Raw genomic sequence first — 25,496 nt, forward strand, 5'->3', positions numbered from 1 at the left:
GACATACATTGGCAAATGACTATTCTTAAGTTCGAACGCAATATTCTTCTCACCAGCGATGCCATATTCCAAGTATTTTATATCTCGTCTCACTATATCTTTACCCTTTTCATCCAACTTCTCTTCCAAAGCCTTCAGTTTCTTTAGTTGTACCTCAGCATTATAGCTTTCTTTCAGAAATACAGGTCCAGTTAATTTATTAAACAAGCCCACGCACTGACGCCCCTTGCTATGGTGTGTTTTTCTAAATTATACCATAGTAAGGGTTTACATATACTTTTTTATTGATTTATTTTAACTTATTTTTTCACTTTTATAATCAGAATATTCCTGTTTAACATAAGGCTCCCTCATCCTCTAAAATGTTTTATCTTTCAATCATATTTTTAATACTTTTTTACATTATTTAAAAAAAGTAATTTCTTCTGCATCCAGACGAACGCTCTCTTCACCTGTTTCCAATGCTTTTCCTACAGATAAAATCAACACAGAAACATAGCGCTCTTTATCTAAGCCAAACGCCTCAGCTAGTTGACCATGTTCAAAGCCACCAATGGGATTCGTATCGTATCCATGACTACGCGCAACCAGCATAAACTGCATAGCTGCAAGGTCAGCATCAAGCCGTACTGCTTTCTTCATTTTCTCTTTAGGAAAGCTTTTGTATTGGGGTACAATATCAGCCAGCCAGTTATTTTTCGCTGTTTCTGACATTTTCCCTTCTGAAACGGCTTTGCTATAAATTTCTTCTGCATATGTGTAGCACTGCAAATCCCCAAAAATCAACACCATTGCTGCCGATGTATCATTTTGAGTTGTATTGCTTCGGACTAAGGGTCTTAATTTTTCTTTCCCCTCATCACTATCAACCACCACAAAACGCCAAGGCTGAAGATTGACCGAAGAAGGTGCCCGTGTAGCTTTTTGAATCATTACAAGCATTTCTTCGTGTGAAATTTTAACAGTATCATCATAAACGCGAACAGATCGACGCCCTAAAGTGACATCTAAAAAATCGTTATTTATAGACATTTCATTTCCTCTTTTCAATTTAATTGAATTAATCAAATCAACAAATGTTATATTCTAAACGTTTATTCCTTTTATGCTATTTTTTATCTTTTTCATCTCGACTATCTCAAAGAATGCGTTTTCTCATATGAATATAGCATATATACTAGCAACAAGAAACTAGGCAAAACCGATATAACAATAAACCTTACACTAATAACATAGCAATGGAAAGGATGACGACAGCTAGTCAGATATAAGAAATGATTAGTGAAACAAAAAACCTCCTACTATAAACACTAAGGTTTATAGTAGGAGGTTCATCATTTAGTCTATTAACATGCTGTTATTCTTTAATGATTTCCTAACTTCTAAGTCCACGGCCTGTTTCAATCAAATACCAATTGATTGTATAAAGGACAGCAATAAAGAAAGTTAAAATAATGAGTGTCCAAAGTACTGGAACATCTATAACACCAAGAAATCCATATCGGAAACCTGAGATCATGTAGACAATTGGATTGACCCGAGAAACGGCGCGCCAGAAAGGAGGTAACATTGATATTGAATAAAACACACCACCTAAATAAGTTAACGGCTGTAGTACAAAGGTCGGTACGATAGAGACATCATCAAAAGACTGGGCAAAGATACCATTCAATAAGCCTGCTAGTGAAAACAGAATTGACGTCATTAAAAGTGTCATAATAATCATGACCCAAGAAAAAGCTTGTAATGGGACGAAGAAGAGCGAAATAAGTGTGACCAAGGCCCCAACTAAAATACTCCTGCCTAATCCTCCAATAACAAAGCCCCACATGATAACATGTGTCGGTACCGGCGCAATTAATAATTCTTCAATATTTTTCTGGAATTTCTGAGAGAAAAAGGATGAAGATACGTTGGAATAAGAGCTCGTAATCACTGACATCATAATGAGTCCCGGTACGATAAATTCCATATAGGAGAAGCCTTCCATTTCCCCAATTCTTCCACCAATAAGGTTACCAAAGATAACAAAGTATAATGAGGTTGTGATAACTGGTGGTACCAGTGTCTGAACCCATATGCGTAAATAGCGATTCGTTTCTTTGACGGCCAGACTTTTTAGTGCCGTATAATAAAGTTTAAACATTGTTATCTTCCTCCTGTTTATTCTCTTCAGTAATTTTCAGGAACAGTTCTTCTAATCGATTCGATTTATTACGCATAGAAAGCACTTTAATCCCTTGTTCAGATAGCTGTTTGAAAACATCGTTGACGCCTTGATTACGTTCCACTTCGACATGAAGTGTTGTTTCATCGACAAGTTCACTCGAGTAACCAGTAATCTCCGGTTTGTTCTCATAAGTATCTAAATCAAAAATGAACGTCTCAAACATTAATTTAGATAACAAACTCTTCATGCTCGTGTCTTCAATGAGTTCTCCCGCTCTAATGATTCCTATATTTCGGCAAAGCATTTCCGCTTCTTCCAAATAATGTGTGGTGAGGATGATGGTCGTTCCACTTGCATTCAACTCTCTCAAAAACTCCCACATTTCGCGTCGCAATTCAATATCTACACCTGCAGTCGGTTCATCCAATATGAGTAAACGCGGCTCATGCATCAATGCGCGGGCAATCATCAAACGTCGCTTCATCCCTCCAGAAAGCATGCGTGCACGCACATGCCGTTTTTCCCAAAGATCTGATTGTTTCAGATATTTCTCACTGCGTATCAACGCTTCTTTACGTGGAACGCCGTAATATCCTGCTTGATTGACGACAATCTGTTGGACGGTTTCAAAGGAATTAAAGTTGAACTCTTGAGGGACTAGACCAATTTGTTGCTTCGCTCGGGTAAGATCGCTATCTATATCATAACCAAATACCTTAACACTCCCAGAGGTTTTATTCACAAGCGATGTAACAATTCCAATCGTCGTAGATTTACCTGCACCATTTGGACCTAAGAGAGCATAAAAATCGCCTTCTTCAACTTCTAAATCAATCCCTCGTAGAGCTTTGACTCCACCTTTATATGTTTTTTCTAAATCTTTTATCTCTAATGCATACGACATTCGTTTGGCTCCTTAATAAAGTTCTTTTTTACTTACATAAAATCACAACCGCGAGTTATTATATCATATTACAGGAAAAGCGTATGTATAATCTGCTTACTATATAAAAAAATATCCAGTCGCAGCATATTAGCTGAGATCTGGATATTTGATAAGCCATTAGTTAATTTTTTAAAGCTTTTACACACTACATAGTCATTAAACGAGTGGTGGTGTGCCTTCTTCATTACCGACAACGGCATCGATTTGAACAAGCGCACCGTTTGGTAAGTCTGAAACGCCGACAACAGTGCGTGCAGGTGTACCATTCTTGAAGTAAGTCTTGTACCCTTCGTCTACTGAATCAACGTCAGAAATGTTTTTAACAAAGACATTTACTTTAACAACGTCTTCCATTACATGATCAACACTTTCGATAATCGCTTTGATATTCTTCAGACATTGTTCTGTCTGTTCTTTCACTCCACCAGCAACCACTTCTCCTGTTTCAGGGTCAAGCGGCAATTGCGCTGACAGGTGATTGTAGTGTGAGAAAGCGACTGTTTGTGTTGCTAGTGCATCTTTAGGAGCCTTATCTGTATTATTAGCTTCCAGGATAAGTCCGTGACGGTCTTCGATTTCCTGTGGTGGTGTACCGTCACCATGAGAAACGGCTGCTTCAACTTGAATCAGTGCCCCCATAGGTAAATCAGATACCGCAATGATCGTACGTGCTGGAACGTAAGCGACAGCTCTGGCGATAGCAGAATCCGGGAAGACTGTTGAATAGACTTCATTTACTGCTTCAACATCAGCAAAGTTCTTGAGATGGATGTTGATTTTCACAATATCATCAAAAGGAACATCAAGACTTTCCAGGATTGCTTTGATATTTTTGAAACATTGTGCTGCCTGCTCTTTAACCCCACCAGTTACTAGTCTACCTGATTTTGGATCGATAGGTAATTGAGCAGAAAGATTGTTGTAGTGAGAAAAAGCAACGGCTTGGGTAGATAATGGATCCATTGGTGCGTTTTGTGTATTGTTAGTAAGCTTGATCAAATCTCCAGACTGAGGTGCATCAGGAATCGTTCCTTCATCATGAGAAACAAGAGCATCTACTTGTACCAATGCGTCCATCTGCAGCTCAGAAACCTCTACTGTTGTACGTGTAGGAAGATAGGTTTTGAAGAATGTGCGGTAAACACTATCTACTGCATCCACATCTTTGATATTTTTTACGTAAACAGTAATTCGAACGATGTCATTCATGACATGATCGATACTGTTTACGACAGCTTCAATGTTTTTGAAGCATTGGTTAGCTTGTTCTTTTATGCCACCTTCTACTAGTTTACCCGTTTCTGGATTAATAGGTAGTTGCGCAGAAAGATTGTTATAATGTGAAAAAGCGACCGTTTGAGAATATGGGCCGATATTTTTTGGTGCCTTGTCTGTATTTTTTGCTGATACTGCATTATAATTACTCATATTAAAAAGTCCCCTTTAGTTTTTTACTCTATTTATCCAATACTTCTAAACAAAAAAGATGAATATATTTTCCAAAAACGAAATGTAATCGAATTCTTCCAACGTTTAATAGAGCGCTTTCGCTAGTATAACAGACTTAAAGCACTTTCACTATCGTTTTTCATTTTTTATATACATAAAACATCATTTTTATACACATCGTCTAAATTAATTGTGAAAATTACATTATTTTTCTAAAGTCTTACCCTTCTTTCATTTTCTAATATAAAGACAATAAAAAAGCAGATAACCCTGTATTATAATCAAGGTTTTTCTGCTTTTTTGAACTCTATTTAATTATTCATTCAAATGTATTTCATGTTCAAACGTAGCTGGCTGGGTCAATGTATCATTAACCGGACACGTATTTGATACAAAATCGATAAACGTATGAATCTCTTCGGGAGTATTATCCGCCTCAATGTGGAAATGCTCAATAATTTTGGAATAGCCAATTTTAGCATTTGGATCTTTTCCTAAATAACCATTAGGATCAAATTCACCTTCAAAGTCAATACGAATACTTTTAAGTTTAATCTTATGCATTTTTGCGTATGACTGAGCTACAATTACTTTACATCCCCCCAAAGCTGACAATAAGGCTTCCATCGGGTTCATTCCTTGATTGGTTCCTCCATCTGCTCTTGGTTCGTCCAGAATAATTTCATGATTATTAGCTGTTGCCTTCACTTTCAGTCCGCCCATTGATTCTGCACTTGCCTTGATAAACATTTTTGGCATTTTCCACTCCTCCTTATTGTGAATAGTTTAACATGAAAGCGATTTTATTTCAACACCTAGTCCTCTCTTATATTATTAAACCGCACAACTTATAGAACATTTAAATAAGCCCGATTTCTCCTCTAATTAAAGGTGGAATCGGGCTTTCTTATGCGTTTCATTTAACACTTTTCAATGAGTTGATCTCCTGCATCTTTTTTTAAAAGAATTTCTCATTAGATTGACTCTGGATTAACTTCTAGATTTTCATATGCCTTCTTCAAAATACGGCAGTGTACACCCTTCACTCCATTAGCTACCTGAGTAACATGAAAATCTCCTTTGGCACTTAGTGTTGAGTACACCAGTTCTTTCGATAGATTAAATCGATGGGATATAAAATCCACTGCCTCTATAGCGGCTTCATTTATTGCCAAGTCCAACGTATGACCATATCCATGGACCTCCCAATGTTCACCTGAGTCTAAAATAATATTTTTGAACATCTTCTTATTTTTATGAAGATTAATTTGTATACGTCCATTGACACTTCCTTCTACACCCGTTCCGCTAAGCTCTCCATCTCCCTGGGCAAAGTGACTATCACCTACAAAAATTCCTGCACCTTTTATCTGAGCTCTTGTGTAGAGTGATGTTCCTTTAACAAAATTCTTGTTGTCAAAGTTTCCACCAAAATTTTTAGGTTGCAGTGAATGTATTTTCCCGTCTTCTGAAGGTAAAACGCCAGCTGTTCCAAAATGTAGATTTAAAGGAAGCGTTAATTTTTCTTTAATTGGTTTTCTCTCAACACTCCCTGGTTCGGTTACAAGACCTGGTGCGTTGATTGGGCGAGGGTAATCATAGGTAAAGAGTGGGTAAGTAATATTTTTCTCTAAATCCACTTCATAGATGAAAATTGTCTCTTCGCGATCAAACTCATTGGATAAATTCCCCCAATTAGCTAAAACTTGTGAACCATAATTCATTCGTGGCTTCATATCAACAATTTTTATCTCAATAACATCACCTGGTTCCGCATCTTTCACATAAATAGGGCCGGTGATTAGGTGGTCTCCCATGTTTCTATCTGTATTGTAATCATATATTTCTTTTATTTTTTCATCGAACAATAAATCCGGGGCATCACCTGATTGATGATTCAAAGCTTCAATATCTACACTATCACCTGATTCGACTTCCAAAATCGGCTCCCAGCTGTTATCAAAATAACCCCATTTAACCGTTTCTGTGTTTGCTTCCACTTTATGAATCTTTGACATAGTATTCTCCCCTTTATTTTAAAGTTATACTCACTACAATTAATCCAATTGGACCCTTTCGTCTGAAACTCTATTTATTATTAGTATTATTATGATGCATTTAGAAAGCGTTGTCAAAATTTTTTGGCTGTTTAAGAATGCAAATACTGATCATTGAATAGGTATCAATAAAAATGGTTACAAATAAAAGCACACGATGAGGCCCTCTTCAATAATGGCCTTCATCGTGTGCTTTAAATGAGTCTTCTATACCGAATAATTCGCTACTGTATATTAAATTTCTGTATTGGACACAGTCAGAACCGGTTGTTTAGTACTGAAAGTAGGGATGTTTTCTAGTAACTCCTTTAGTAGTGGGTTCTTGTTATGCTCATTAATCGCTTCCTGGCTTTCCCAATGCTCTATCATAACAAAGTGATTCGGGTCCTCAAAAGACTCAAACAAATTGTAAGCTAAGCAACCTTTTTCTTTTCTAGATGATTCAATTAGGGGCTTGACAGCAGCTAGAAAAGATTCTTTTTCATCTTTCTTAATATAAAATGAAGCATTAATGATTTTCATATCTCTCTTCTCCTTTTATTTAAACGTTGTTAATTTTTCTGCATTTAAACGAACGGACTGATATCCTTCGTCTTTTGATTTACCAATGGATAGTATTAAAACTGGAACATAACGTTCTTTATCTAGTCCAAAGGCATCTGCTAATTGATCTGCCTCAAAACCACCAATTGGGCACGTATCATATCCATGCGTGCGAGCGACATGCATAAACTGCATGGCGAACAAACTGGAATCTATTTTTACTACATCATTCATTTCTTGTTGCGATAAGTTCTTATAATAAGGAATAATCGCTTCTAATTGTTGGTCTCTTACTTCAGCAGACATTTTATTTTCTGAAACGGCTTGGTTATAAATTTCTTCACCATATTCATAACATTCCATATCTCCAAAAATTAACATCATTGCAGACGATGTGTCATTTTGAGTTGTGTTAAAACGTATAAGAGGCCTCAATTTTTCCTTTTCTTCCGGACTTTCTACGATAACAAAACGCCAAGGTTGCATGTTTACAGATGATGGCGCCGTTGTAGCTTTCTGGATCATTTCCAACATTTCTTCATGAGTTATTTTTACATCTTCGTCATATGAACGTATTGATTTTCGTCCAAATACGATATCTGAAAAGTCATTCGCTTGCTTTTCTTTATTCACTGTTTATACCTCTTTCTGCTAATTAAAATGATTGTCTCACACGTATTTTCAAATGGTCAAATAGAGTACTTATACCTTATTTCAATTGACTTGAAGAAAAATAATGTTTCCGATATTACCTGTGCTGTGCTGACTTGAATCTTAGATAGTTGGGCATACACTAGGTAGTATCGATAAAAGAGACACATTGACCATTCTATCAGAAATCAGATCAAACTAATGTCATATATGCCTGATCTAATTTATGGTCAATGTGTCCCTCTAATTTACTAATACTTTTATACTGTTTAAGGTGGTCTTATTATTTCGCCTACAGTTTTTATTGACTAATGCTATTGGATATTTCTGTAAAAATAACACCTAAAGCATAGGCTCCAGCATCTGGATGGCCAATACTACGTTCACCAACAGTTCCAGCACGGCCCATATGTGCAACGATACCCTCAGTGTTTTTTGCTCCTTCAACTGCTGCACTGGCACCGTTTTTGAATGCTGTCTTAAAGTCCTCATCAGCTGCTGCACTCTCATCCCAAGCTTCGTGACATGGGACCAAAGCGTCAATTAATGTTTTATCACCGACTTGTGCCCCTTTACCAAATGATCGCTCACCTGTCGATTGAATACCATTTACAGCTGCGCCAATGATTTCAGAAAATTCTTTTACAGACAACGTTGTTTTACCTTGAGCCTTTTTACCGGCTGCCCTAAATGCAGAACCCCAAATCGGACCTGAAGCCCCACCACAGTTCTCCATAATGATTAGCGAGCACTCTTCAAGAAACTCTCCGATGTCATTTGACTGTTCCAGCACGTAATCCCATTCTCTTTTCAACTGCTTGAAGCCATTCGAAATACTCATACCGAAATCACCATCCCCAGCATGTGCATCCAATTCGCAGAATGGGCCTTCGTTTTCGATAATGATTTCACTCATTTTATCCACTAAATAAATCATATTATTTAACGTCAGCGCATCATGAGAAATTTTGGCGTATTCTTCATTTGTCTCTACTTCAAAAGATGCTGATTGATTTGTCTGCTCTTCAACAGCGTTAGTAAATTCTACATGTTCCACTGGTCCTGATACTTTGAAAGCTGGTGTATCACTCTCTTTATTTATGAGAGATTTCAATTCGTCATCCAACTTCATGAGTGAAACAGAAACACCCGCCATGTCAACACTTGTCATATAGTTTCCTACAAAGGTACGGCAAATTTTCACATTTCTTTCAGAAAGCTCTCTGGCTACTTCATTATTGAATAAATACAGTTCTTGAAGAGGCGTTGCTCCGAAACCATTAATCAATACGACAAGCTCTTCTTCATTATCGTCAGAAACTTTTAAATCTTTTAACAGATCCTTGACCATACGTTCAGCCAATTGGCTTGCAGACATCATTTTTTCTCTTCTTATTCCGGGTTCACCGTGAATACCTACTCCATATTCCATTTCGTCATCTTCCAGCGTGAATGTTGGCGTTCCTTTAGCAGGCACTGTGCCAGATGTTAGTGCAATACCAATACTACGCACGCTATCAGCGGCTTTTTGTGCAACTGTTTTAACATCTGAAAGTGAACGTCCTTCTTCTGCGGCTGCCCCAGCTATTTTGTGAACCAAAACCGTCCCAGCAACACCTCGGCGTCCAACTGTATATAAACTGTCCTCTACGGCAATGTCGTCTTCAACTTTTACATAATCAACAACTGCTCCGTCTTCTTTAGCGAGATGAGCCGCATTTTTGAAGTTCATGATATCTCCGGAATAGTTTTTGATGATCAGTAGTGTTCCTTTGTTGCTCTGTGTTTCTTTGATTGCTTGATAAACCTGTATCTGTGAAGGGGAAGCAAAAACTTCTCCACATACAGCTGCATCCAGCATTCCCTTACCTATAAAACCAGCATGCGCAGGTTCATGGCCACTGCCGCCTCCACTGATTAGCGTGACTTTTTCATCATTCATTTTTTTCTTTTTGATTACCTTGTATTTATTTATGAGTTCAAGTTCCGGGTGAGCCAAAACTATGCCATTAATCATTTCCATCATTAGCGTATCTGGTGTATTGATTATTTTCTTCACTTAAAACATCTCCTAATCTATTTTTTAATTTCTTTTTACATACGTTCTACCTTATCCTTAACAGCGAAGATACCCCTACCCTTTGTGTTATGCTTTAACTTAACAAGATGTTTTTTTTTATTTTTTTCTTTGTAGGTGTATTAGTCTTGCTAATATCTATCGCTACTATCATCTTACTATGTAAGCGGTTAGTATTGAACGGACAAATCGTTTAATGTGTCAAAACCTATTTTCTGCCCACTCGTTATTTATTTGTTCATACTATATACTAAACCTACAGAAGGAGGCGCCTATGGAACAGTCGATTATTACAAAGAAAGTCATTGCCTATTCATTTAAAACATTGATGCAAAAGGAATCTTTTGCTAAAATATCTGTCAGTGACATAATGAAGCAAGCCGATTTAAGAAGGCAAACCTTTTATTATCATTTTCAGGACAAATATGAATTAATAGAATGGATCTATCACACTGAAAGTCAGGAAAATATTAGTGATCTCCTTGACTTTGAACGTTGGGATTCTATTCTAAAACAAATTTTCGTTTATTTTGATCGTGAGCAGAAATTTTATCGAAATGCTTTGGCTGTTTATGAACAAAACGGATTTTCAACGTCACTGTATGTGAATTTAAGAGAACTTTTTGTGAAAATTCTAGATGACCCACATGTTCCTTCCGAACGATATACTGATGACATTAAAGTTACGATTTCCAGTTTTCTAGGCCATGGTATGGTAGGTATTATAAAAGACTGGATTCAATCCGGGTGTAAGGTACCCCCTGAAAAAATGGCACATAATGTTTACACATACTTTTTGGATGTATGTGGTACAAGGAGGGATACAGAGTGAAACATATTCAGAACAATCCTAATCAAAGTATTGATTTTATGTTGACCGGCTTTCACTTTGAACATAAAGAAAGAATTGATTATGATTCAACTAATAAAATTATATATCAAAAAAATCAAGATCAAGTCTCTGTTATCAGTGGAGGCGGCAGCGGACATGAGCCGGCTCATTTTGGTTATGTAGGGAAAAACATGTTGACGGCAAGTGTTAATGGTGAATTATTCATTCCTCCTGAACCCAAAGCTATCTTGGAGGCTATCAAAAAAACTGACAATGGTAAGGGTGCCCTGCTCATTGTGAAAAATTTCGCTCGCGATATGGCCTCCTTCACAGAAGCAAAAGAAAAAGCCATTAAACTGGGTCATAAAACTGACATTGTATGTGTTGCCGATGATCATTCCATCGAAGACACACACACTTTCAAGAAGAGACACCGCGGAGTAGCGGGCACATTGTTCGTTCATAAAATTGTAGGTGCCTTTGCTGAAAAAGGTATGTCCCTGAAGGATTTAAAGAAGCTGGGAGATGACGTTTCCGCAAATCTTTACACACTAGGCGTTGCTCTTAGTCCGGCCCGAACCCCCGAAAACGAACACGCAACATTTGATCTTTTAGAGGGGGAAGTTTATTATGGCATAGGCATACACGGTGAAAAGGGCTACCGGAAAGTTCCTTATCATTCTTCTGAACAGTTGGCCATAGAACTTGTAAACAAGCTTAAAAGACTTATCGACTGGACTCCTGAAGATACATTTGCCGTCTTAATCAACGGTCTTGGTTCCACTACATTGATGGAGCAATATATCTTTACCAATGACATAAGGCGTTTGTTGAATTTAGAGCAAATTGATACGTCTTTTGTAAAAGTTGGCTCTCATTTAACGTCCTATAATATGCACGGCATATCATTAACGTTGTTAAAAGTTAACGACCTAAAATGGATCGACGCCCTCAAAGAAGAGACCAACGCTTCTCATTGGTAAATATATTCAGTCTGTTACTAGACTGAGCAACTAACCATTAAACAAAGCCCCCTACACATTTAGATTTAAACTAAATGTATAGGGGGTATTTCATTTGATGGAGGTGTTATTTTTCTTTTGTTTGATCAGTCTTCTTTAAATAATAACCCTTTACTATTTGGATAGGTTGGGAATTGGTTCATAGGTATTCGCCAATCCTGCTCGGGAACGGTAAAGTTATACTTGTTGACTAAGTGCTCAGAAAAGACGCGCAGACTGTGAAGAGTAATCCACTCGCCCGCACAACGGTGCATTTCTCTAAATTTCCCGCCACCTTGTGCAATCATTTCATACTCTTCTTCATAGGAAATCTCTTTCGTGCGACCTTCATATCTAGTAATATCAAATGATCCTGGATGATCAATCGTTCTGACATCGTGGTTTGTTCCATATAGATCCAGAATGACCCAACTGTCTTTTGGTATATGATACCCATCAATCTCGACGTCATCAATTGCAATCGCAGGAAGCATTGGGAAAAATGGATAGTAACGACGCATTTCTTCTATAAAGGAATCTTGTAAGCGATCAAAGTCAGCTTTCAATTTTGAGTATTGATTTTCTTCAAACAAGGCGTGCCCCATGAGCGCTATCCAGACGGTTAAAGCAACCGTTGGACGTATAATATTTAATAATTCAACAGCAGCAACTTCTACTGGCAGCAGTTCCCCATCTAAATCTTTTGCTTGGGCAAACGTGTAGAGAGCGAGTTTTTCTTTCCCAGGCACTGGATTCTTACGTGCTTCTTTAATCAATTCTTGTGCCCATTCTTCTGATTCTTTACGATCGGCTATTCCTTTTAAATGATCCTTTGGTGAGGTGACTGCGCCGCTGATCATAGATATTTGATCATTAGCTAACTGTTCAATTTTTTCTTCATTATATTCTGATAAATTAATTCCAGACCATTCAGTGATGCTCTTGAACAACACATCATTGGCGATATCAAACAATTCAAATTCCCCATGAATGGTATCTAATTTTTCTGTTAAGTTTCTATCAAGAATTTTTCTGTAATCATCCATTCTTTCTGGAGTCATTAAATCCATGAAATAATTTTTACGGTGCTGGTGCGCCTTTCCATCCAATGTCTGTACACCCTTTTCACCAAACAGTGTTTTTATAATGGGCTTAGGCATAGCCCCTTCGCGTTTAAATTTGGTTGGATCATAAAACTTTCTTGCTGCTTCTTCACCGTAAACCGTTATAAATTCTTTTGTTAAGAATTTACCTTTTACTACTGGCGAATCCGCTTCTTTTCTGAGCTCGCCTAAGAGGTTGTAACCCTTATCGAACATCTCTTTGACGTTTGTTAGCTTGATTTTTGTTTCTGGTACTTGTTGCATGTTGATAGCCTCCCATTCGAATTATCTTTACAATTCAATCCTACTCCTTATACAAAAAACTGTCAAAAAAAAGCGATTTTTAGTTAATAAAACAATATAAAATAAGGGAGAACGTCATAATCCCCCATTCAATTTAAAAGATGAATCATTCCTTTTTCCTATCTGTGATATGGTACTATAAATACACCCTTGATATTCGGTACATACCTCGTGCTGTTAATATAAGTAAATGAAATTAAAGGAGTCATTTTTATGAAAACTGCTAAACTCTTTGCCTGGATTGGTCTGGCGGCTATGGTATTCGGTATATCAAACGCTATTATAAATGGGAATTTCCCTGCAGATGGGACACAATTATTAGATAATCCCTTAGGTCTCGTCTCGGTTATAGACTTATACATTGGCATCGTCTTTTTTTCCTTATGGATCACTTATCGGGAACAAACAGCGTGGAAAATTGGAATCTGGATTATAGCAATGATAACACTGGGTTTTTTCGCTGGGAGTGTCTATCTCTTGAAGGCACTTTATGAATCAAAAGATGACTGGAAGGTCGTTCTTCACGGAAGAAACAAGGAGCATTTCGATGGATAAAATCAAAGAATGGTTAGGTCAGCTTTCACTAATATTCAAGAAAAAAACAATTGATGCACTTTTTCCTCCGCTTATATTTTTTATAGCAAATCAATTTCTTTCTTTAACTTACGCCAGTGGGTTAACGCTGCTCTATCTTGCCTTATTAGTCTTGTATAGAATCATTAAAAAACATACAAAGCGTTATGTTTTAGTTGGTGTGGGCGGTGTCCTTTTCTCGATTAGTTTGAGTTTTTTATCAGGAGAAGCAATCTATTACTATCTGCCCGGTTTAATTACAACGTCGCTCATCGTTATCTTATGCATTACTTCGCTTATTGTTAAAAAACCTCTTGCTGCCTGGGTTAGCCATCTAACTAGAGGCTGGCCAATTGATTGGTATTTTAGAGATGATATTCGTCCTGCTTATAAAAAAGTCACCTTGCTATGGGCATTGTATTTCTTGACTCGACTGATGATACAGCTTCCCATATTTTTAACGGGTAACTATTCATTGTACTTTGTCGTTAATTCTATTTTAGGCTGGCCTATGAACATCGTATTGTTGATTGCTACCTATGCTTTGGGCATAAGCAGTTTGAGAAAGTTATCAGGTCCCAGCGTTTCAGAATTCAAAAACAAAGAAGAGCCTCCCTATGAAGGACAAAAAACAGGATTTTAAGCATATATCAAATAAAAGGGGGATCTGTCTAAAATAGACAGATCCCCCTTTTGTTATGCATAATCTCTTTAAACCATGGCTAAAAAGTAATAACTGATAAACGACACTAATCCTCCAAGGGTTGTTCCCCAAACAAGATCGACTAGCGTTACTTTTATCGGCCAATTTTCAAGTGTTGCTAAATTCGTTAAATCATACGTTGCGTAGGCAATAAACCCAAAGAATAAACCTTTCAGCAGAGCTTCCATGATACTTCCTGAATCTAAAGCAGGATTAATAACAAAGAAAACAAGTCCTAAAATAAAGATAAAGTAAAAGACGAGTGCTGCTACCCAATTAGTAGTCTCTCTCATTAAAAATCCAATTTGCTCTTTGTAAAAATCTTTAGCGAAGAATCCTAACCATGCAATATCCACAACGAAAAAGACGACCAAAGTAATTAAATAGGTGATAAGAAATTTCATGTTGCTTCCTCCTATTCTGTTATATATGCCACAGCTACTGCACCTTTTCCAGCGCCCATAGCAATGACTCCGGAACTTTTGGTGATAAATTCAGGTTCTTTATTCAATACCCCACTTAGCTCTTCTGCAAAGGCTTCACCAAGCTTTTTATCATCAACATAAGTAACGGCATAGTACTTAATTCCCTTTTTTTCATTCAATGTTTTTAAATGTTTTAATATTTTTTTCTGTGCCGTTTTTGCTTGGAAAGCAATTTTAAATACCTCACCGTCGCCTTTTTCATCCAAGGAAACGATTGGCTTTAAGCCTACTTTTTTAGCAATGCCTCCTGCTCGCACACTCAGCCTTCCAGAAGCAATCATATTATCCAGTGTATTAATTTTCACCAGTATCTTGGACTGACTAATCGAACGTTCTGCTTCAGATAAAATCTCCTCAACAGACTTTCCTGCCTTTAAATTTTCTATAGCTTGCCAAACAATTAAGCCTTCTGCTACGGAGTTTTGTTTTGTTTCTAAAACATGAATCGATTGTTTGTTTTCTTCAAACGTTTCAGCTGCTTTTTTAAAGGCATTGTACGTTCCACTCAACGCTTTTGCTACAGTCAATACAATCACAGTATCGTAATAAGTTAGCAAATACCGATACGTATTTTCAATATTTTTTATCGTCGGTTGTGATGAAGTGGGGTGCGTTTGCTTCTGCTTCGCTAGATCGAACAGTTTTTCATTGGTTACTGTCAGTTTATCAATATATGATTCTTCTCCAACAAGTAAAGACATATGAATGACGTGCACTTGGGCATCATCGATTATTTCTTTTGGTAAATCTGCGATAGAATCTGTCACAATAACGGTCTTGTACTTCCTGTTATGCACTCTTTCATATTGTAAATTCATATCATCGACTTTTTGTTCAATAAGTTTACCTTGTTTAGATAAGCGATCAAACATTTCTGCTGGATCATTGGTATGGACATGTACACGCGTTTTAGTCTTTCCTTTGACTTGAACGATTGAATCACCTATATCAGATAAAACGGTTTTTAAATTCTCTCCCGCTTCATTTCGCTCAATAAGTGCCTCTGTACAGTAGCGGTATTCACCGATTTCATGATCGTGTATGTCAATAGCCGGGATTGCTTCTTCTTCTGTATCCAAGCTGTCTTTAGACAGTAAATGACCTTGTATGCCAGCTAGAAAGCCTTTAATAAAGTATGCGAACCCCTTTGCTCCTGAATCAACAACAGATGATTTCTGTAAGACTTTCAACTGTCCTGTCGTGTTTTCAACTGCATCTTCAACCTTAGCAAAAGCACTTGAAAGTATTTTCTCAAATGTTTCGTGACTATTTACCTCTTTAATTAACGCATCATAAAATACTGACATGGTTGTCAGCATTGTTCCTTCAACAGGTTTCTCAACAGCCTGATATGCATAATCCATTGCTTTTTTTATTGCTGTTACAAAGTTCTCTCTTGTAATCTCCGTTTCTGAGGTCATTCCCTCACTGAGGCCTTGAAAATACTGGGCAAAGATTAATCCAGAATTTCCTCTTGCACCCATAATGGCAGAATCCGCAATTGCTTCAAGTGTTGTTTTAGTATTTTCTTTTCGTTCCGAATGATAAACGATACTGTGCATAGTGGAAAACAGATTGCTGCCTGTATCACCATCAGCTACAGGGAAGACATTAATATTATTTAAAAATTGTCGATTGTTCATTACTTCCCTAGCACCGTTTATTAGACCGTTATATAAATCATCGTGGGTTATCGTCTCCATATTTCTCCCCTAACTTTAGTTATAGTTTTACAAGCTTATTATAATAGTCTTTATATATAATCTTTTTTACTTTTTACCCCAAGGGAAAATCATTGGTACGCGTTGAGTATAGTCATCCCATGCGTCATATTTTTCCATATTCTTCTCAAGCAGTGGTGTAGAAATCTTAATTAGCACTGTACTTATTGTGAGAGGTGAAAGTACCAGCACGCCATAATAGACTGGATTGATTGTGCCATTATAGATCATCGTCATTCCGCTAATATATATACCAAACCATATTAATATTTCTCCAAAGTAATTCGGATGGCGCGTTAGTGACCAGAGTCCAGACTGTAATAGTTTACCTGAGCCTTTACTTATATGCTTTCTTAGTTGTTCGTCGCCCACAACTTCAAAGAAGAGTCCTACAAATGCAACGAGGAGTCCTGCATAAAAAATGAACTGTGACCATCCTTGAAAGTCAAAAGTATTATAGCGAATAACTGCATAAGCCGCAGAACCGATAACGAAGTTCAAAATGCCTTGAACCATAAACACTCTTAAAAAGGCCATAATTATAACATGGTCCCCCCATTCTTTACGCCACTGAGCATAACGAAAATCTTCGGGCTTACCCCAGTTTCGTTTCAATAATCTTAATGAAAGTCGCAATCCCCAAAAAGTGACAAAGGCGACGATGCTATAAGATAGAAATGTCGGTTCATCTGTCACAATGAGGGATAACCAACTCCCAACGACAAAACCCGCTCCCCAGCCAATATCGACAATAGAATTATCTTTTATTGCTGTTGCTATAAGGAATATTATTGTGAAATATAAAAACGTAAAAGCCATTGGAATAAGTAAACTATCGGTACTGATCCTATTAAATCCTTCCGTTGCTATTGCCAACGCTACCACAAGTAGTATCGGATATATAATGATTCTTCTTTTATCCAAAATAAATCTCTCCTAATAATTTAATTTTTTCAATCTTAACTTTTCATATACAGAATATCATTAACAATTATACTCTAAAATGAATATATCCCGTTAGTAGAATGCTTTGAATGATAGATATCTAATACTAATATCAGGATGCTTAAATATGAAATACAAAACCATTCGTAGTCATAAGTTAGCATTCAATAAAATCTATATGAACATATTTTGGTTTAATGTCATGGATAGTTTATTAATAAACAAGGCAAAGTGTCAATAACGCCACAATAAAAATAGGTTACACAACCAGTTATTACTGACTGTGTAACCTATTAATAAAGTTGTCTAAAATTATACACCAACACCACTTGATGGATAGTCTGAACTAAAAATTTAATGTTTTAGAAAGTCTTATCCACATCAATCGTTTTGCTATTGTTTTTAAGTTTTGCCAAAATTTTTATTAAATGCGATAAATCTATCAAATCACAATAATATAACATGTATTGATCACTTATCCATTTGTATTTCTTTTAGTTGCTCTTCAACATCTTCTTTAGTCACGCCAGCTTGTAAGAGGGCTGCTGCAGTGTAGGCACCTTCAACGACTGGAACATTATAAATAGTAATATTTTTGTCACTTAAATCTTGTACCATCTCTAAGTTCATCTTAGCACTGCCTAAATCATAAAAAGCTAATATATTAGTAGATGGAGACTCACTGACCATTTCAAAAATCGTGTCAAAACTAGTTCCAATATTTGTTTTATCTACTCCGCCAATTACTTGAATGGGAACATCTCTAGCGACCTCTTGTAGCAATCGTTCAATGCCTTTAGCAATTTCATATACATGAGAGATAATAATTATTCCTGGTTTATCCATTATTTCTCCTCCGATTTTAGCATCGCTTGAAATAATAATGCAGATGAATATGCTCCAGGATCAATATGCCCAATAGAACGATCTCCTACATAAGAAGCACGACCTTTTTTAGCTTTTAGTGGTTTTGTTGCTTCTACCGCCTCTTCGATGACTACATGAGTTAATTGCTTATTTTCTAGTGATTTAACAACTGGAGCCCACACATCAACCATCGTTTTATCGCCAACTTCGGCTTTGCCTCGTTTTTGAATGCTATCTAACCCACCGCGGAGTACTTTATCCCATGATGACGTATTATCTCCTTTAAGAATTTTCAACATCCCCATAAATGCCGAGCCGTATAAAGGTCCTGAAGCCCCACCAACTTTGCTTAGTAAAGTTGATGTAACTAGTTTCAAGAGTGCCTCTAGCGAATCAGGAGACTCTGCTTCAATTGCTTGAATAACCTGATCCATACCCCGTGACATATTGTTGCCATGATCACTGTCCCCAATAGGTGTATCAAGCTGAGTTAAATAGTCTTTGTTTTGTTGAATATCTTCATTGAATAATTCCATCCAACGTATACCTGTTTGTAAATCCATATTCATTTGAAGTCCTCTCACTTATCATTTAGTTTTTTATTACCAGCTAATTGTTTCAACTGGTGCACTTAATGCTTCCATATAGAAATCATCTTCAAGACAAAGTAGCGTTAATGATAGCCCCTGCATTTCAAGTGAAGTCATAAAGTTTCCTACTTTATAAAAATCTATTGACCATTCATCTTTATCCATTAGTTTTTTAACATCATTTGTAAAAACATATTGCTCCATTAAAGGTGTCCCACCGAGACCATTAATTATCACAGCAAATCGTCTTGTTACATCGAATTCTTCAGCTAACTTTGTTAGTAATTCTTCTGCAAGATCGTAAGAAGGCTGTAATTTCTCCCTGCGATATCCAGGTTCTCCATGAATACCAACTCCATACTCTATCTCATTTTCACCTAGAGTAAAACTTGCTTGACTGGCTCCTGGTGTTGTTACTCCGGTAAGTGCGAGTCCAATTGATTTAATATTAGGTACTAATTCTTCAGCTAATTTTTTTATTTCTTTGATAGATTTCCCCTGTTGAGCAGCATAACCGAGTATTTTATGAACAAAAATCGTCCCCGCTACTCCACGTTTTCCTTGGGTAAATATGCTGTCCTCAACAGCTACATCATCATCTACAACAATACTTTCTACTTCTATATCTTCCATTTCAGCAAGTTCTTGAGCCATCTCGAAATTCATAATATCCCCAGAATAGTTTTTTATAATTAAGAAGACACCAGCACCCTCATCCGCCACTTTGATAGCTTCGAGGATTTGATCCGGAGTTGGCGAAGTAAAGACTGCGCCACAAACAGCTGCAGATAACATACCTTCTCCAACAAATCCAGCGTGAGCCGGTTCATGACCGCTTCCCCCACCAGAAACAATTCCCACCTTACCAGTTTTTTCTGCCCTTCGTTGAATAATACCTGTTTCAGGTACTCTTTGTATTAATTGAGAGTGTGCGACAATCATACCTTCAATCATTTCATCAACAATTTCATTCGGGTCATTCATGATTTTTTTCATCTATTTCCGTCCTTTATATTTTATTTTAATTTATTTATTATTTTATTGTCTTACGTTTTTTGTAATCTCGTCCAAGGGCATCAGCCGCAATGATTGCCTGAGCAACACTTTCAGGCGTTACTTTGAAAGGCATAGCATGAATAGATTCCTCAGGTATACAAGCTTTTTGTGCTACTTCAAAAATTTCTTCATAATTTACTTCTTCTACATCTAAGTCTGCTAGTGATACAGGTAACCCAACCGATAAACTAAAATCTAATAATTCTTCAATTTCTTCTGTTGTAGCATCTTCAAGAATAAGTTGAACAAATGTTGTAAAGGCCACTTGCTCTCCATGGAAATAATTGTGAGGGCCATTCAAAACAGTTAAACCATTGTAGATCGCATGCGCTGCAGCAAGTCCTCCTGATTCGAAACCAAGTCCAGACAATAGGGTATTCGCTTCAACAATATTTTCTAATGCTGGTGTAACAACATTATTATCACACGCCATTTTAGCATTGTACCCGCTCTCTAATACCGTTTCATAACAAACTCTAGCTAGCGTAATAGAAGCTATTGTTCCTTTCGCTGGCTCCGTATCTCCTGAATGAAAACCATTTGGTAATCCAGCATTTACATTTGAATTTGAACGACGGGTTGCACGTGCTTCATAGTAAGTAGCTAAAGCATCTCCCATACCAGAAATTAAGAATCGCGTTGGAGCTTGCGCAATCACAGTAGTATCCATTAGTACTACACTTGGATTTTGAATGAAATAAGCATAATCATCAAAATGGTGATCTTCTGTATACAACACAGCTGAATGACTAGTGGGTGCATCTGTAGCTGCAATAGTTGGACATACAATTAAGTTGTGACCGTTAGCAACTGTTTTAGATGTATCAATTGCCTTTCCTCCGCCTAAACCAACGATGACATCTGCCCCTTTTTCTTTTGCTAGCTTTTTAAGACGCTTAACTTCTTCTCGTGTTGCTTCTCCACCAAAATCAGCTAAGTGTAAAGTTATTCCGAAATGTTTAGATGTTTGGTCTAACTTATCTTGAACACGATTGATATCATCCGGATTTCCAATAACTAGTGCTGACTCACCTAATGACTTAATATAGAAGCCTAAATTTAATAACTCGTTTTCACCTTGAACATATTTTGATGGGCTAATAAATGCTTTTCTCATTTCTATTCCTCCTATTTTTAAAATAAAGTATCTTTAAAATCCCTTAATTAATCTGCTAACAGAGAATTAAAGCGCTTTATTTATCTATGAATCTAGCTTACTAAGTAAACGCTACCAACTCAACAGACAAAAGATTCTCTTTGTCCGCTTCATTTATTTTTTAGTATGGCGTATAATTAATCCTAAGAGAATAGTAGCTTTAATCCGTAGCCAAAGGAGCCAAGATTTATGACCCAAAAGAATACAACGAAGGAAATCATTTCTTATTCTTTCAAAAAATTAGCTTGCGAGAAGACTATTGATAAGATATCGATCACGAATATAATGGATCAAACTGATTACCGTCGCCAAACTTTTTACGATCATTTTGATGACAAATATGATTTAATTACTTGGATTTTCTCCTATGAAGTTTCTGAATTAAATGAACTGATTTCTATTTGGGAAAAACGAGAAGATATACTATTCTATTTATTAACTTACCTTGAAGAAAACAAAACCTATTATAAAAAAATCTTTTTAAATATGAAGTTAGATTCTTTTAAAGATTACTTTATTTATTACATCAAAAAAGAGGTTCAAACAATTATGAAAGACTATTATAAAAAACATATTCATTCAGAATATAACCAAAGTGCTATGGAGATTACTACTGAATTTTATGCGTATGGTTTGGCTGAGCTGCTCTACCGTTGGGTGCTTAAGGACTGTGTTCCTCAAACAAATAATTTCCATAAATTACTTACTCAAGCGATTCCTACTCAGTTTTAATTTAAAAGAAGATTAAATTTAAGATAATTTTCTATGTAATGTATTTAAGGAGCTGGTTGCAGATGTCAGAATATATTCTATCTATTGATCAAGGAACAACGACAACACGTGCAATTATTATTGATCGTCAAGGAAATTACATCAATATTGCATCTCAAAAATTTGAACAGCACAGACCAGAACCTGGCTGGGTAGAACAAGACCCCATCGTAATTTGGCAATCTGTTTATAAAGTTATCCATGAAGTTATGGATCATTCAGGAATATCCTTCAATCAGATTAAAGGACTTGGCATAACCAACCAACGTGAAACGACTATTGTATGGGATCGTAAAACGGGACAGCCGATACACAATGCCATTGTTTGGAGTTCCAATCAGTCTTTAGCAATTGTGAATCAACTCAAAGAAGAAAAAACTGAAGAATACATCCATGAAAAAACAGGGTTAGTTCTAAGCCCTTATTTTTCTGCTAGTAAGATAAGATGGATCCTTGATCATCATCCAGGCTCACAGAAACGAGCAGAAAATGGGGAGCTGGCTTTTGGTACAGTTGATAGTTGGCTTATTTGGAATCTAACGAATGGTAAAATCCATTCAACTGATCATACAAATGCTTCTAGAACGATGCTATTTGATATCCATACTTTAAAATGGGACGAACATTTACTAAATCTGTTTCGTATCCCTAAAAGTATGTTGCCAAAAGTTTATCCCAGTTCTTATGTATATGGCTTAACGAACACAGATTTATTTAGCGAAGCAAATATCCCCATTTCTGGCGTGGCTGGAAATCAACAGGCTGCTTTATTTGGTCAGTTAGCCTTTCAACCAGGCCAAGTAAAAAGTACTTATGGCCAAGGAACTTTTATTGTTATGAATACAGGATCCAAACCAAAATTTTCCAAACATAAATTACTTACGACAATCGGGTACTCCATTGATTCTAAGGTAACTTACGCACTTGAGGGTTCAGCCCTTATTTCAGGTAGTGCAATGGAATGGTTAAAAGATGGATTAAATTTATTCGATTCGATGGATGATTCAGAATTATTGGCGCACGAAGCAAAGATTAATTCTAGCGTTTATGTGGTTCCAACTTTTCGAGGCATTGGAGCACCTTATTGGGATTCATCAGCACGTGGAGCTGTCCTAGGAATCGATGAATCCACCAGCCGTAAAGAATTAGTTCGTGCTACTCTAGAATCACTTGCCTATCAAGTTAGCGATATTATTGAATTAATGGAACTAGACACTGGCATAATAGTCGATCTTCTTCACGTTGATGGCGGAGCTGCTCAAAATAATTTATTAATTCAATTTCAGGCAGATATCCTAGGAAAAACAGTTAGAAGAATTGAACGTTTAGAAACAACTGGTTTGGGCGCTGCCTATCTTGCTGGATTAGCCGTTGATTATTGGAGAGACCAAGATGAATTAATTGCTTTAGTAACTGAAAACGAGCAATTCGACCCACATATGACTGATACAGAAAGACAACAAAAATTAAACGGATGGCGTAGTGCTGTAAAGGCTATTCTTTATTATGCTAAATTACTACATGGATGAATAAAAAAATATAGAACCTTTATTTTTTACAGCAAACTTATTCTAGAGTTCTGTATCTGATATTTTTCAGCTACGTTAGTTTGTATTCTTAACCGATAAAAAGAGAGAGTATATGATTATGTTATTGACAGCAAACGACGACGCGCTATCTCATTTAAATAGATAATCCCAAATGAATATATCCCGTTAGTAGAATGCTTTGAATGATAGATATCTAATACTCTCTCCAACTTTAGCATAATATAAACGTATAGTTTCAAGAGTTTATTCGTTAATGCTACAATGAGTGTATAGGAAATATGAAAAGGTGGTGTGTGACTGATCATTTTCAAAGCAAAATAACAGTCAGAAAAGTCGTCGTGTAAGCAGCGAATCTGAGACACGTTCTCATATAGATTTGTAACCGTAATCAATGGCTCATTGTTCTCTATTTTATCTATTAATTGAAGCACAAACCAATAGGAGGTTTTACAGAAATGGCTTATAAAACAATTAATCCTTATAACAACGAACTAGTAAAAGAATACGACGACACCACCGATCAAGAATTACAAGATACTTTAGAAAGAGCACATGACTTGTACAAAACATTTAAAACACAAGATATCAAAGAAAGAAGTAAAATGCTGCACAGAGTTGCTGATAAAATACGTGAGCGCTCAGATGAGTTAGCCCGCACATGTACGATTGAAATGGGTAAATTACTCGTGGAAGCAAAAGGCGAAGTTGAACTATGCGCAGTTATCGCAGACTACTTTGCAGACCATGCAGAAGAGATGTTAAAACCGGAAAAAGTTGAAACAAGCGCAAACGGTAAGGCAGAAATACACCATCAGTCTACCGGCGTTATTATGATGGTAGAACCGTGGAACTTCCCTTATTATCAAATGATCCGTGTATTCGCACCAAACTTTATGGTAGGAAACCCAATGATTTTAAAACACGCATCCAATACCCCTTCTTCTGCTCAGTTGATGGCCGATGTGATTGAAGAAGCCGGTGCACCAAAAGGATCTATTACAAATTTATTCATGAATTACGACCAAGTATCAGAAACGATAGCTGATTCACGTGTGCAAGGTGTCGCCTTAACTGGTTCTGAACGAGGGGGCGCCACAGTTGCGAAAACAGCTGGTGAGAACTTGAAGCAGAGTACATTGGAACTTGGCGGAATGGATCCATTTATCGTTATGGACGATGCAGACATGGATGACGTTGCAGAAATTGCTTGGCGTTCGCGTATTTATAACGCCGGACAAGAATGTACGTCGTCTAAACGCTTCATTGTTATGGAAGACGTCTATGATGATTTCGTCGAACGTTTGAAGAATAATTTCAGTAAGTTGAAACCAGGCGATCCTCTAAAAGATGATACAACACTTGCTCCAATGAACACTAAAAAAGCTAAAGAGGAATTACAGGACCAATTAGATGAAGCAATCAATGCAGGTGCTCAGGTTGTTTATGGAAATGAACCGATCGATCTACCTGGACAGTTCTTTATGCCTACGATTTTAACACACGTAGACAAAGATAACCCTGCTCATAAAACTGAAATGTTTGGTCCCGTTGCGGTGGTCTATAAGGTATCATCAGAGGAAGAAGCTATTGCACTTGCAAATGACAACCCCTATGGTTTAGGCGCCATCGTCTTTACTGGGGATAGCCAGCGTGGTGCTGAAATAGCTACTAAGATTGAAACAGGTATGGTTTACGTTAATAATTTCCGTTACTCACTACCCGAATTACCCTTTGGCGGAGTTAAACGTTCAGGTTATGGCCGTGAAATGAGTCGTATCGGATTGATGGCTTTTGTGAATGACAAGCTAATCCTTACAGCTGATAAACCAGATATGGATAATTTAGCTAGTGGGCTAGTTGCCTCAAAAAATCTTGATAACAAATAATTAAAATTGATACAGATGAGCTTTCCACTTTGAAAAGCTGGAAAGCTCTTTCTTTTCTATT

General features: G+C 36.9%; 24 protein-coding genes and 1 pseudogene. 7 read left to right on the forward strand and 18 right to left on the reverse strand.

Annotation, left to right across the window (positions count from 1 at the left end):
- From BMX83_RS04795 to dhaK (BMX83_RS04840), 10 genes and pseudogenes are all read right to left on the reverse strand, one after another.
- Positions 1-213 (reverse strand): annotated as a pseudogene (locus BMX83_RS04795) (helicase); the annotation flags it as partial.
- 189 nt (positions 214-402) lie between these two features.
- On the reverse strand, positions 403-1,032 hold the full coding sequence (locus tag BMX83_RS04800) for a nitroreductase family protein (RefSeq protein ID WP_091634112.1): 630 nt from the start codon (positions 1,030-1,032) through the stop codon (positions 403-405).
- A gap of 343 nt (positions 1,033-1,375) precedes the next feature.
- On the reverse strand, positions 1,376-2,146 hold the full coding sequence (locus tag BMX83_RS04805) for an ABC transporter permease (protein WP_091634114.1): 771 nt from the start codon (positions 2,144-2,146) through the stop codon (positions 1,376-1,378).
- Positions 2,139-3,074, reverse strand: coding sequence for an ABC transporter ATP-binding protein (locus BMX83_RS04810; protein WP_091634117.1), 936 nt, complete (start codon positions 3,072-3,074; stop codon positions 2,139-2,141). The genes BMX83_RS04805 and BMX83_RS04810 overlap by 8 nt, the downstream gene beginning before the upstream one ends.
- A 198-nt stretch (positions 3,075-3,272) precedes the next feature.
- Entirely contained in the window at positions 3,273-4,544 is a 1,272-nt protein-coding gene (locus tag BMX83_RS04815) for a RidA family protein (protein WP_091634120.1), read from the reverse strand.
- A gap of 336 nt (positions 4,545-4,880) precedes the next feature.
- Positions 4,881-5,324, reverse strand: a complete 444-nt coding sequence (locus BMX83_RS04820; protein ID WP_091634122.1) for an OsmC family protein — start codon at positions 5,322-5,324, stop codon at positions 4,881-4,883.
- A gap of 215 nt (positions 5,325-5,539) precedes the next feature.
- Positions 5,540-6,583 carry an acetamidase/formamidase family protein gene (locus BMX83_RS04825; RefSeq protein WP_091634125.1) on the reverse strand — a complete coding sequence of 348 codons (1,044 nt, stop codon included), beginning with the start codon at positions 6,581-6,583 and terminating at the stop codon, positions 5,540-5,542.
- Positions 6,584-6,856: 273 nt separating this feature from the next.
- Positions 6,857-7,144 carry a putative quinol monooxygenase gene (locus BMX83_RS04830; protein ID WP_091634128.1) on the reverse strand — a complete coding sequence of 96 codons (288 nt, stop codon included), beginning with the start codon at positions 7,142-7,144 and terminating at the stop codon, positions 6,857-6,859.
- A 15-nt stretch (positions 7,145-7,159) separates the two neighbouring features.
- Complete coding sequence (locus tag BMX83_RS04835) at positions 7,160-7,798, reverse strand: nitroreductase family protein (protein ID WP_091634131.1); 639 nt, start codon at positions 7,796-7,798, stop codon at positions 7,160-7,162.
- 319 nt (positions 7,799-8,117) lie between these two features.
- Positions 8,118-9,875, reverse strand: coding sequence for a dihydroxyacetone kinase subunit DhaK (gene dhaK / locus BMX83_RS04840; protein WP_091634133.1), 1,758 nt, complete (start codon positions 9,873-9,875; stop codon positions 8,118-8,120).
- 292 nt (positions 9,876-10,167) lie between these two features.
- Between dhaK (BMX83_RS04840) and dhaS the strand changes: the two genes are divergently transcribed.
- Positions 10,168-10,725, forward strand: coding sequence for a dihydroxyacetone kinase transcriptional activator DhaS (gene dhaS / locus BMX83_RS04845; RefSeq protein WP_177170503.1), 558 nt, complete (start codon positions 10,168-10,170; stop codon positions 10,723-10,725).
- Positions 10,722-11,708: a dihydroxyacetone kinase subunit DhaK gene (locus tag BMX83_RS04850; protein ID WP_218141920.1), complete on the forward strand. Its 987-nt coding sequence runs from the start codon at positions 10,722-10,724 to the stop codon at positions 11,706-11,708. Before dhaS ends, BMX83_RS04850 begins: the two co-directional genes overlap by 4 nt.
- A gap of 125 nt (positions 11,709-11,833) precedes the next feature.
- On the opposite strand, the gene BMX83_RS04855 is transcribed toward BMX83_RS04850, so the two are convergent.
- Positions 11,834-13,093: a cytochrome P450 gene (locus BMX83_RS04855; protein ID WP_091634141.1), complete on the reverse strand. Its 1,260-nt coding sequence runs from the start codon at positions 13,091-13,093 to the stop codon at positions 11,834-11,836.
- 252 nt (positions 13,094-13,345) lie between these two features.
- On the opposite strand from BMX83_RS04855, the gene BMX83_RS04860 reads away from it, so the two are divergent.
- Both BMX83_RS04860 and BMX83_RS04865 read left to right on the forward strand, forming a co-directional pair.
- Entirely contained in the window at positions 13,346-13,687 is a 342-nt protein-coding gene (locus BMX83_RS04860; protein ID WP_091634143.1) for a DUF1475 family protein, read from the forward strand.
- The gene (locus tag BMX83_RS04865) at positions 13,680-14,348 is read left to right on the forward strand and encodes a DUF3159 domain-containing protein (RefSeq protein WP_177170504.1); all 669 of its coding nucleotides are present in this window, start codon (positions 13,680-13,682) and stop codon (positions 14,346-14,348) included. The genes BMX83_RS04860 and BMX83_RS04865 overlap by 8 nt, the downstream gene beginning before the upstream one ends.
- A 68-nt stretch (positions 14,349-14,416) precedes the next feature.
- Here the strand turns inward: BMX83_RS04865 and BMX83_RS04870 are convergent, their stop codons facing one another.
- From BMX83_RS04870 to BMX83_RS04900, 7 genes are all read right to left on the reverse strand, one after another.
- Entirely contained in the window at positions 14,417-14,812 is a 396-nt protein-coding gene (locus tag BMX83_RS04870; RefSeq protein ID WP_091634149.1) for a DUF2177 family protein, read from the reverse strand.
- An 11-nt stretch (positions 14,813-14,823) separates the two neighbouring features.
- On the reverse strand, positions 14,824-16,596 hold the full coding sequence (locus tag BMX83_RS04875) for a DegV family protein (protein WP_091634152.1): 1,773 nt from the start codon (positions 16,594-16,596) through the stop codon (positions 14,824-14,826).
- 66 nt (positions 16,597-16,662) lie between these two features.
- Positions 16,663-17,538, reverse strand: coding sequence for a DUF1295 domain-containing protein (locus tag BMX83_RS04880; RefSeq protein ID WP_091634155.1), 876 nt, complete (start codon positions 17,536-17,538; stop codon positions 16,663-16,665).
- A 492-nt stretch (positions 17,539-18,030) separates the two neighbouring features.
- The gene (dhaM, locus tag BMX83_RS04885; protein WP_091634157.1) at positions 18,031-18,405 is read right to left on the reverse strand and encodes a dihydroxyacetone kinase phosphoryl donor subunit DhaM; all 375 of its coding nucleotides are present in this window, start codon (positions 18,403-18,405) and stop codon (positions 18,031-18,033) included.
- The gene (dhaL, locus tag BMX83_RS04890) at positions 18,405-18,989 is read right to left on the reverse strand and encodes a dihydroxyacetone kinase subunit DhaL (RefSeq protein ID WP_091634212.1); all 585 of its coding nucleotides are present in this window, start codon (positions 18,987-18,989) and stop codon (positions 18,405-18,407) included. Before dhaL ends, dhaM begins: the two co-directional genes overlap by 1 nt.
- A 39-nt stretch (positions 18,990-19,028) precedes the next feature.
- Positions 19,029-20,012 (reverse strand): dihydroxyacetone kinase subunit DhaK, encoded by a 984-nt coding sequence (gene dhaK / locus BMX83_RS04895; RefSeq protein ID WP_091634160.1) that lies wholly within the window; start codon positions 20,010-20,012, stop codon positions 19,029-19,031.
- Positions 20,013-20,049: 37 nt separating this feature from the next.
- Positions 20,050-21,189, reverse strand: a complete 1,140-nt coding sequence (locus tag BMX83_RS04900; protein ID WP_091634163.1) for a glycerol dehydrogenase — start codon at positions 21,187-21,189, stop codon at positions 20,050-20,052.
- 228 nt (positions 21,190-21,417) lie between these two features.
- On the opposite strand from BMX83_RS04900, the gene BMX83_RS04905 reads away from it, so the two are divergent.
- The 3 genes from BMX83_RS04905 (at position 21,418) to BMX83_RS04915 (ending at position 25,435) form a co-directional block, all read left to right on the forward strand.
- Positions 21,418-21,960 carry a TetR/AcrR family transcriptional regulator C-terminal domain-containing protein gene (locus BMX83_RS04905; protein ID WP_091634165.1) on the forward strand — a complete coding sequence of 181 codons (543 nt, stop codon included), beginning with the start codon at positions 21,418-21,420 and terminating at the stop codon, positions 21,958-21,960.
- A gap of 62 nt (positions 21,961-22,022) precedes the next feature.
- Entirely contained in the window at positions 22,023-23,528 is a 1,506-nt protein-coding gene (gene glpK, locus BMX83_RS04910; protein ID WP_245746631.1) for a glycerol kinase GlpK, read from the forward strand.
- A gap of 476 nt (positions 23,529-24,004) precedes the next feature.
- Positions 24,005-25,435, forward strand: a complete 1,431-nt coding sequence (locus BMX83_RS04915) for an NAD-dependent succinate-semialdehyde dehydrogenase (RefSeq protein WP_091634170.1) — start codon at positions 24,005-24,007, stop codon at positions 25,433-25,435.
- Positions 25,436-25,496 lie beyond the last annotated feature (61 nt).

Source organism: Alkalibacterium gilvum, assembly GCF_900109085.1.
GTDB classification, from domain to species: Bacteria; Bacillota; Bacilli; order Lactobacillales; family Carnobacteriaceae_A; genus Alkalibacterium; species Alkalibacterium gilvum.

Bases quoted from the DNA above. Each gene is read 5' to 3' on its own strand.
- BMX83_RS04800 (WP_091634112.1), bottom strand. From the start codon at position 1,032: ATGTCTATAAATAACGATTTTTTAGATGTCACTTTAGGGCGTCGATCT.
- BMX83_RS04805 (WP_091634114.1), bottom strand. From the start codon at position 2,146: ATGTTTAAACTTTATTATACGGCACTAAAAAGTCTGGCCGTCAAAGAA.
- BMX83_RS04810 (WP_091634117.1), bottom strand. From the start codon at position 3,074: ATGTCGTATGCATTAGAGATAAAAGATTTAGAAAAAACATATAAAGGT.
- BMX83_RS04815 (WP_091634120.1), bottom strand. From the start codon at position 4,544: ATGAGTAATTATAATGCAGTATCAGCAAAAAATACAGACAAGGCACCA.
- BMX83_RS04820 (WP_091634122.1), bottom strand. From the start codon at position 5,324: ATGCCAAAAATGTTTATCAAGGCAAGTGCAGAATCAATGGGCGGACTG.
- BMX83_RS04825 (WP_091634125.1), bottom strand. From the start codon at position 6,583: ATGTCAAAGATTCATAAAGTGGAAGCAAACACAGAAACGGTTAAATGG.
- BMX83_RS04830 (WP_091634128.1), bottom strand. From the start codon at position 7,144: ATGAAAATCATTAATGCTTCATTTTATATTAAGAAAGATGAAAAAGAA.
- dhaS (WP_177170503.1), top strand. From the start codon at position 10,168: ATGGAACAGTCGATTATTACAAAGAAAGTCATTGCCTATTCATTTAAA.
- BMX83_RS04855 (WP_091634141.1), bottom strand. From the start codon at position 13,093: ATGCAACAAGTACCAGAAACAAAAATCAAGCTAACAAACGTCAAAGAG.
- BMX83_RS04860 (WP_091634143.1), top strand. From the start codon at position 13,346: ATGAAAACTGCTAAACTCTTTGCCTGGATTGGTCTGGCGGCTATGGTA.
- BMX83_RS04865 (WP_177170504.1), top strand. From the start codon at position 13,680: ATGGATAAAATCAAAGAATGGTTAGGTCAGCTTTCACTAATATTCAAG.
- BMX83_RS04870 (WP_091634149.1), bottom strand. From the start codon at position 14,812: ATGAAATTTCTTATCACCTATTTAATTACTTTGGTCGTCTTTTTCGTT.
- BMX83_RS04875 (WP_091634152.1), bottom strand. From the start codon at position 16,596: ATGGAGACGATAACCCACGATGATTTATATAACGGTCTAATAAACGGT.
- dhaM (WP_091634157.1), bottom strand. From the start codon at position 18,405: ATGGATAAACCAGGAATAATTATTATCTCTCATGTATATGAAATTGCT.
- dhaL (WP_091634212.1), bottom strand. From the start codon at position 18,989: ATGGATTTACAAACAGGTATACGTTGGATGGAATTATTCAATGAAGAT.
- dhaK (WP_091634160.1), bottom strand. From the start codon at position 20,012: ATGAAAAAAATCATGAATGACCCGAATGAAATTGTTGATGAAATGATT.
- BMX83_RS04900 (WP_091634163.1), bottom strand. From the start codon at position 21,189: ATGAGAAAAGCATTTATTAGCCCATCAAAATATGTTCAAGGTGAAAAC.
- BMX83_RS04905 (WP_091634165.1), top strand. From the start codon at position 21,418: ATGACCCAAAAGAATACAACGAAGGAAATCATTTCTTATTCTTTCAAA.
- glpK (WP_245746631.1), top strand. From the start codon at position 22,023: ATGTCAGAATATATTCTATCTATTGATCAAGGAACAACGACAACACGT.
- BMX83_RS04915 (WP_091634170.1), top strand. From the start codon at position 24,005: ATGGCTTATAAAACAATTAATCCTTATAACAACGAACTAGTAAAAGAA.